Here is a 9,573-nt window from a genome sequence, read left to right on the forward strand (position 1 = left end):
TGAGAGCAACCGATTTGGCGATAGCTCTTCTATTAACGCTCCTTATTGGCACCTCCTCCCTAGTTGGTCAAAGACCGGTTTTGCCTGAGCTTCCCGTGGAGCAGCTAAAGGACGTCACCTGGACGTACCTTTACCCGGATGGCTCCATCCATCAAGAGCCTTTTGCCGGAGAGCAGCGCTCCTTTATCGAGAAGTCGTCAAACTGCGATCAACTATCCGGTGGCGCCGGCGTGTTGGGTGCCTGTAGCCAGGGAGGTTATAATGGCGTACAGGTTTCACCCAACGGGGGCACTCCTCCCTACAGCATTCTGTGGTCAAATGGTTCCACGGCTGCCATGCAGCAGCCGGTGCCAGCGGGCTCATACGAAGTGACGGTAACGGATGCCGTTGGCCGGTACATCAAGCGCCACAGTTTTGCCTATCCCTATGCTGGTTCGCTGACCACCTTTACGGACCAGGCTTGTGCCAATGTCGGCAGTGGCAGAATCTCGACTTTACTCATTGGCTGTGAGCCCTACACGGCAATCATTACCGAAATTTCACCCAACCCCGGGGTTATTTTGAGCCGGCAAGTCACCGAGTTATCCAATGGTGCTTACCGCACGAACATAAACCAGGCTCTCAGTCCCGGGGATTATGAGTTGCTCATGATTATGGACTCCGGCGAAGAGGCCCAGGAGTTTTTCACCATCGACCCCGGCTTTAACGTCTCCGCCGTCGCCAACGTAACCAGTGACGCCAATTGCGGGGCTAATGATGGATCCGTTACCATTAACGTTTTTAATTACGATGCCCCAATTACCGATCCGGAGGCCAGTGGATACACCTTCTCCTGGTCCGATGGAAGTTCGAACGCTACGGGTATCCGGAATGATTTAGCGCCCGGGAATTATGGGGTTACGGTCACCAGTCCCAACTGTTCCTGCACGGGTTCGACCAGCTTCACTATCCAGGAGGAGTCCGTCACCGATCCCGGACAAATCTCCAGTTTCACCATTGAATTCTGTGGCACTGATCCGGATGGGCAATTCATCTTTAGCGACCAACCCGCCTCCACCAGTGGTAGCAGCACGATCATCTACCAGTGGCAGGTCAACGACGGAGGGGGATGGGAAGACATCCCCGGAGCCACGGGACTTACTTATGACCCCTTATCCTCCAATCAGACCCGGTCCTTTCGGAGGGGAGCTCAGGTCGCTGGATGTCCTCGCCTCTACTCTAACGTGGTAACCCACAGCGTTTTCCCCACTCCGGGGGCGAATGTTGAGATCATTAGTTTTCCCAGCTGTAACAACAACAATGGCGTTGTGCGGGCGCAAACCTCCGGGGGAACGGCACCCTATTCCTATAGCTGGTCTAACGGAGCAACTACGGAAACCGTCACCGGCATTTCTCCCGGCCCGATCGGATATACCGTGACGGACTTTAATGGCTGTCAGGCCGTCGCCTCCGTTACGGTGTCCAGTTCAAACTCGCAGGCGACGGATGGCGGTGATTTTCTGGATCAGGAAGGACAGGTCGTATCTACCGAGGATATTTTTATTTGCGGTCAGGCGACGTATAAACCAAACATCTTTATCGTTAGCCCGGGGAGTTGTTCTGATGATGCTCCCCCCACTTATCAATGGTACCGGGCGGACAATTCCACTTCCTTCAATAATGCGGTCCCCATCCCGGGTGCCACGTCATCTAATTATGATCCGGGCCCCATTCCCAGTGGTTCTCTGGTCAGTTTCTGGCGACTGACCCGTTGTGATTGCGATGGAGATGGCGAAGGTGAATTGACCAACCAACGGCAGTCCTTCTACGTGTCGAATTTAGCGGTTTCCCTAACGGCGAATCCGGACCCGCTTTGTGCCGGAGAATCATCGACCCTCACCGTAAATATCCAATCTGATGGATACCTCAGTGCCGGTGGATCGTACACATATTCCTGGTCTCATTCGGGATCCGAAAATGGTCCGGAGGCCGTCGTCAGCCCCTCTGCATCCACCTTTTACCAGGTAGACGTGACCGATCAGGCGGGGTGCACGGCGGTGGCTTCCCTCAATCTGGAGGTGACCGACCTGGATGATCCCGACATTATTCACCCGAATGAATTCACTTATTACTGCGGGGATGCCACCGTAACGTTTGAGTTACGGTTTGGTCCTCAGGATGGCGTGGATTACTTCTGGGATTTTGATGAATTCGGTGATCACGCGAGTCCCGCTACGGCTACGGGCCCAGGACCCCATACCGTAACGTTCACCAATCCCAATCCCGGTTTCCGGCACCTCATCGTTACGCCCCTTCTGGTAGCCTCACGGGGAGAATGCTCGACCACAGAGAATACGGTAGTTATTCTCTACAGCCCCCCGAACGCGGGGTTCTCCTTTCTGGACGCTGACTGTGAATCGGGCACCGGTAGTATTACGGTAGACTGGTTCGGCAATCAAGATCAGACGGGACCAGGAAATGACATTGAATTCAGTATTGACGGCGGAGATTCGTTTGTCAGCACGGGATCAGGATTTTTTAGTGGTGTATTCACTTTCGATGACCTGGCACCCGGCGATTATCAGATCATTGCCCGCTACGCGAGATCACCGGATTGTGCGATTGTGCTGGGGGAGGCAACGATATCCGACATTTCCGCTCCGAACATTTCCGGAGTCGTTACTGACGTCAGGTGCCACGGAGAGGCAACTGGAAGCATTGATGTGTCCGTGACTCCGGATGCACCAGGCTATACCTATCGGTGGCAAGACGGAACCACCACCCAGGACCGAGAGGGTTTAAGGGCTGGTGCTTACGCGCTCACCGTAACGAGTGCTGAGGGCTGCAGCTCCTCCCAGGAATTTTTTGTCGGACAGCCGGATGCTCCCATTACCGTGTCCGCAAATTTAACGGACGTCAGGTGCTTCGGAGAAGCCAACGGCAGCATCGAATTAGACATTTCCGGAGGAACTCCCGGCTATAGTTTTCTTTGGTCAAATGGCAGTCGGCAACCAAATATATCCAACCTTACTGCAGGAACGTACACCGTTAGTATTACGGACGCCAATGATTGTTTTTTTACGGAAAGTTATTCGATCAGTGCCCCCGATGCTTTGGACGTAGTAGTGGACCCCCAAAGTATTTCCTGTAATGGGCTAACCGACGGCCGCATTGACGTCACCGTCTCCGGCGGCACCCCGCCCTACGAATACCGATGGGAAGATGGCCCGACGACTCAGGACCGAGATGATCTAAGTGCAGGCTTTTATAATTTATCCGTCACGGATGCTAATGAATGCCTGGTTGTCGTGGATCGCATTCAAATTATTGAGCCACCGGCACTGGTGGTCACCTTCTCCACTCAGGACGTGCGCTGTAACGGTGAGGCCAACGGCAGCATCGACGTTACTGTGTCCGGCGGTACCCCACCCTACGAATACCGATGGGATGATGGGCCAACGACTCAGGATCGAGACGATCTAAGTGCCGGGGTTTACAATTTATCCGTCACGGATGCCAATGATTGCCTGGTAACCGTTGATCGCATTCAAATAATTGAACCCGACGCCATCACCCTCAGCGGCAACGTCACCGACCTGCTCTGCAACGGGGACAACAGCGGAGCCATCGACCTCAGCGTAGGTGGTGGAACGCCGCCCTTCACTTACTCCTGGTCCAACGGTGCGTCCACCCAGGACCTCAGCGGACTGGCCGCCGGCACCTACTCCGTGATCGTTTCCGACGCCAACGGCTGTAGCCGCGAGACCGCCTTCACCGTCAGTGAGCCACCGGCCCTGGTGGTCACCTTCTCCGCTCAAGACGTGCGCTGTAACGGTGAGGCCAACGGCAGCATCGACGTTACTGTGTCCGGCGGTACCCCACCCTACGAATACCGATGGGATGATGGGCCAACGACTCAGGATCGAGACGATCTAAGTGCTGGGTTTTACAATTTATCCGTCACGGATGCCAATGATTGCCTGGTAACCGTTGATCGCATTCAAATAATTGAACCCGACGCCATCACCCTCAGCGGCAACGTCACCGACCTGCTCTGCAACGGGGACAACAGCGGAGCCATCGACCTCAGCGTCGGTGGCGGAACGCCGCCCTTCACTTACTCCTGGTCCAACGGTGCGTCCACCCAGGACCTCAGTGGACTGGCCGCCGACACCTACTCCGTGATCGTTTCCGACGCCAACGGTTGTAGCAGAGAGACCGCCTTCACCGTCAGTGAGCCACCGGCCCTGGTGGTTACCTTCTCCGCTCAAGACGTGCGCTGTAACGGTGAGGCCAACGGCAGCATCGACGTTGCCGTCTCCGGAGGCACGCCACCTTACTCCTACCAGTGGTCGGACGGCCCCACTTCTCAGGACCGAAGCGGACTCTCCGCCGGCACCTATTCCCTCGACGTACGCGACGCCAACAACTGTCTGCAAAGCATCGCAGTGAGCATTCAGGAACCAGCCGCCATCACCCTCAGCGGCAGCGTCACCGACCTGCTTTGCAACGGAGACAACAGCGGAGCCATCGACCTCAACGTAGGTGGCGGTACGCCGCCCTTCGTTTACTCCTGGTCCAACGGTGCGTCCACCCAGGACCTTAGCGGACTGACCGCCGGCACCTACTCCGTAATCGTTTCCGACGCCAACGGCTGTAGCCGCGAGACCGCCTTCACCGTCAGTGAACCGCCGGCCCTGGTGGTCACCTTCTCCGCTCAAGACGTGCGCTGTAACGGTGAGGCCAACGGCAGCATCGACGTTACCGTCTCCGGAGGCACGCCACCTTACTCCTACCAGTGGTCGGACGGGCCCACCTCCCAAGACCGAAACGGACTCTCCGCAGGCACCTACTCCCTTGACGTGCGCGACGCCAACAACTGTCTGCAAAGCATCGCGGTCAGCATTCAGGAACCCGCCGCCATCACCCTCAGCGGCAGCATCACCGACCTGCTCTGCAACGGGGACAACAGCGGAGCCATCGACCTCAGCGTAGGTGGTGGAACGCCGCCCTTCACTTACTCCTGGTCCAACGGTGCGTCCACCCAGGACCTCAGTGGACTGGCCGCCGGCACCTATTCCGTGATCGTTTCCGACGCCAACGGTTGTAGCAGAGAGACCGCCTTCACCGTCAGTGAGCCACCGGCCCTGGTAGTTACCTTCTCCGCTCAAGACGTGCGCTGTAACGGTGAGGCCAACGGCAGCATCGACGTTGCCGTCTCCGGAGGCACGCCACCTTACTCCTACCAGTGGTCGGACGGACCTACTTCCCAGGACCGAAGCGGACTCTCCGCCGGCACCTATTCCCTCGACGTACGCGACGCCAACAACTGTCTGCAAAGCATCGCAGTGAGCATTCAGGAACCAGCCGCCATCACCCTCAGCGGCAGCGTCACCGACCTGCTCTGCAACAGAGACAACAGCGGAGCCATCAACCTCAGCGTTGGTGGTGGTACTCCGCCCTTCACCTACTCCTGGTCCAACGGTGCGTCCACCCAGGACCTCAGCGGACTGGCCGCCGGCACCTACTCCGTGATCGTTTCCGACGCCAACGGCTGTAGCCGCGAGACCGCCTTCACCGTCAGTGAGCCACCGGCTCTGGTGGTCACCTTCTCCGCCCAGGACGTGCGCTGTAACGGTGAGGCCAACGGCAGCATTGACGTCACCGTCTCCGGCGGTACGCCACCCTACTCCTACCAGTGGCAGGACGGGCCCACTTCCCAGGACCGGAACGGACTCTCCGTCGGCACCTATTCCCTCGACGTACGCGACGCCAACAACTGTCTACAAAGCATCGCGGTGAGCATCCAGGAGCCCGACGCCATCACCCTCAGCAGCAACGTCACCGACCTGCTCTGCAACGGGGACAACAGCGGAGCCATCGACCTCAGCGTTGGTGGCGGTACGCCGCCCTTCGTTTACTCCTGGTCCAACGGTGCGTCCACCCAGGACCTCAGCGGACTGGCCGCCGGCACCTACTCCGTGATCGTTTCCGACGCCAACGGCTGTAGCCGCGAGACCGCCTTCACCGTCAGTGAGCCACCGGCCCTGGTGGTCACCTTCTCCGCTCAAGACGTGCGCTGTAACGGTGAGGCCAACGGCAGCATCGACGTTGCCGTCTCCGGAGGCACGCCACCTTACTCCTACCAGTGGTCGGACGGACCCACTTCCCAGGACCGGAACGGACTCTCCGCCGGCACCTATTTCCTCGACGTGCGCGACGCCAACAACTGTCTGCAAAGCATCGCGGTCAGCATTCAGGAACCAGCCGGCATCACCCTCAGCGGCAGCATCACCGACCTGCTCTGCAACGGGGACAACAGCGGAGCCATCGACCTTAGCGTCGGTGGTGGAACGCCGCCCTTCGTCTACTCCTGGTCCAACGGTGCGTCCACCCAGGACCTCAGCGGACTGGCCGCCGGCACCTATTCCGTGATCGTTTCCGACGCCAACGGCTGTAGCAGAGAGACCGCCTTCACCGTCAGTGAGCCACCGGCCCTGGTGGTCACCTTCTCCGCTCAAGACGTGCGCTGTAACGGTGAGGCCAACGGCAGCATCGACGTTACTGTGTCCGGCGGTACCCCACCCTACGAATACCGATGGGATGATGGGCCAACGACTCAGGATCGAGACGATCTAAGTGCTGGGTTTTACAATTTATCCGTCACGGATGCCAATGATTGCCTGGTAACCGTTGATCGCATTCAAATAATTGAACCCGACGCCATCACCCTCAGCGGCAACGTCACCGACCTGCTCTGCAACGGGGACAACAGCGGAGCCATCGACCTCAGCGTCGGTGGCGGAACGCCGCCCTTCACTTACTCCTGGTCCAACGGTGCGTCCACCCAGGACCTCAGCGGACTGACCGCCGGCACCTATTCCGTGATCGTTTCCGACGCCAACGGTTGTAGCCGGGAGACCGCCTTCACCGTCAGTGAGCCACCGGCACTGTTAGTCACATTCTCCACCCAGGACGTGCGCTGTAACGGTGAGGCCAACGGCAGCATCGACGTTTCCGTCTCCGGAGGCACGCCACCTTACTCCTACCAGTGGTCGGACGGACCCACTTCCCAGGACCGAAACGGACTATCCGCCGGCACCTATTCCCTCGACGTACGCGACGCCAATAACTGTCTGCAAAGCATCGCGGTGAGCATTCAGGAGCCCGATGCCATCACCCTGAGCGGCAGCATCACCGACCTGCTCTGTAACGGGGACAACAGCGGAGCCATCGACCTCAGCGTTGGTGGTGGAACGCCGCCCTTCGTCTACTCCTGGTCCAACGGTGCGTCCACCCAGGACCTCAGCGGACTGGCCGCCGGCGCCTACTCCGTAATCGTTTCCGACGCCAACGGCTGTAGCCGGGAGACCGCCTTCACCGTCAGTGAGCCACCGGCCCTGGTGGTCACCTTCTCCGCTCAGGACGTGCGCTGTAACGGTGAGGCCAACGGCAGCATCGACGTTGCCGTCTCCGGAGGCACCCCGCCCTATTCCTACCAGTGGTCGGACGGACTCACTTCCCAGGACCGAAACGGACTATCCGCCGGCACCTATTCCCTCGACGTACGCGACGCCAACAACTGTCTGCAAAGCATCGCAGTGAGCATCCAGGAGCCCGACGCCATCACCCTCAGCGGCAGCATCACCGACCTGCTCTGCAACGGGGACAACAGCGGAGCCATCGACCTCAACGTCGGTGGTGGAACGCCGCCCTTCGTCTACTCCTGGTCCAACGGTGCGTCCACCCAGGACCTCAGCGGACTGGCCGCCGGCACCTACTCCGTAATCGTTTCCGACGCCAACGGTTGTAGCCGGGAGACCGCCTTCACCGTCAGTGAGCCACCGGCCCTGGCAGTTACCTTCTCCGCTCAGGACGTGCGCTGTAACGGCGAGGCCAACGGCAGCATCGACGTTACCGTCTCCGGAGGCACGCCACCTTATTCCTACCAGTGGTCGGACGGACCCACTTCCCAGGACCGAAACGGACTCTCCGCCGGCACCTATTCCCTCGACGTACGCGACGCCAACAACTGTCTGCAAAGCATCGCAGTGAGCATCCAGGAGCCCGACGCCATCACCCTCAGCGGCAACGTCACCGACCTGCTCTGCAACGGGGACAACAGCGGAGCTATCGACCTCAACGTCGGTGGTGGAACGCCGCCCTTCGTCTACTCCTGGTCCAACGGTGCGTCCACCCAGGACCTCAGCGGACTGGCCGCCGGCACCTATTCCGTGATCGTTTCCGACGCCAACGGCTGTAGCAGAGAGACCGCCTTCACCGTCAGTGAGCCACCCGCCCTGGTGGTCACCTTCTCCACCCAGGACGTGCGCTGTAACGGTGAGGCCAACGGCAGTATCGACGTTACCGTCTCCGGAGGCACGCCACCTTATTCCTACCAGTGGTCGGACGGACCCACTTCCCAGGACCGAAACGGACTATCCGCCGGAACCTACTCCCTCGACGTGCGCGACGCCAACAACTGTCTGCAAAGCATCGCAGTGAGCATCCAGGAGCCCGACGCCATCACCCTCAGCGGCAACATCACCGACCTGCTCTGCAACGGGGACAACAGCGGAGCCATCGACCTCAGCGTAGGTGGTGGAACGCCGCCCTTCACTTACTCCTGGTCCAACGGTGCGTCCACCCAGGACCTTAGCGGACTGACCGCCGGCACCTACTCCGTAATCGTTTCCGACGCCAACGGCTGTAGCCGCGAGACCGCCTTCACCGTCAGTGAACCGCCGGCCCTGGTGGTTACCTTCTCCGCCCAGGACGTGCGCTGTAACGGTGAGGCCAACGGCAGCATCGACGTTGCCGTCTCCGGCGGCACGCCACCTTACTCCTACCAATGGTCGGACGGACCCACTTCCCAGGACCGGAACGGACTCTCCGCCGGCACCTATTTCCTCGACGTGCGCGACGCCAACAACTGTCTGCAAAGCATCGCGGTGACCATTCAGGAGCCAGCCGCAATCACCCTCAGCGGCAACGTTACCGACCTGCTCTGCAACGGGGACAACAGCGGAGCTATCGACCTTAGCGTCGGTGGTGGAACGCCGCCCTTCGTCTACTCCTGGTCCAACGGTGCGTCCACCCAGGACCTCAGCGGACTGGCCGCCGGCACCTATTCCGTGATCGTTTCCGACGCCAACGGTTGTAGCCGGGAGACCACCTTCACCGTCAGTGAACCGCCAGCTCTGACGCTAAGCTGCACCCCAAGCCCGATCTCCACCATCAACGGTAACGATGGCAGCATCCTGTTAAACTGGGAGGGCGGCACCCCCGCCTATCAGATTACCCTGAACGGGGAAGTGATCGCCGATACCGACGCCAACACCTTCACCATCTCCGACCTTGGTCCCGGAGACTACACCGTCGTCATCACCGACCAAAATGGTTGTCAGGAACAGTGCGTGGCCACCGTAAATGATGTTGAATGTAGCGACCTTGCCGTAACCCTGGAAGGAACGGAGCCCGGGTGCGCCGGCGAAAACACCGGGTCCATTACCCCTAACATCACCGGAGGTTCCCCGCCCTATACCTATCAATGGTCAAATGGCGCTTCTTCCCCCACACTGACCAACATTGGCG

At 59.4% G+C, this 9,573-nt stretch carries 1 protein-coding gene; it reads left to right on the plus strand.

Annotation, left to right across the window (positions count from 1 at the left end):
- Window positions 1–80: 80 nt before the first annotated feature.
- On the plus strand, window positions 81–9,573 hold a 9,493-nt coding region (locus tag E1J53_RS22925), incomplete at its 3' end, for a SprB repeat-containing protein (RefSeq protein WP_173021613.1).

The sequence above is a fragment of the Lewinella sp. W8 genome, assembly GCF_004375085.3.
Classification (GTDB): Bacteria; Bacteroidota; Bacteroidia; order Chitinophagales; family Saprospiraceae; genus Neolewinella.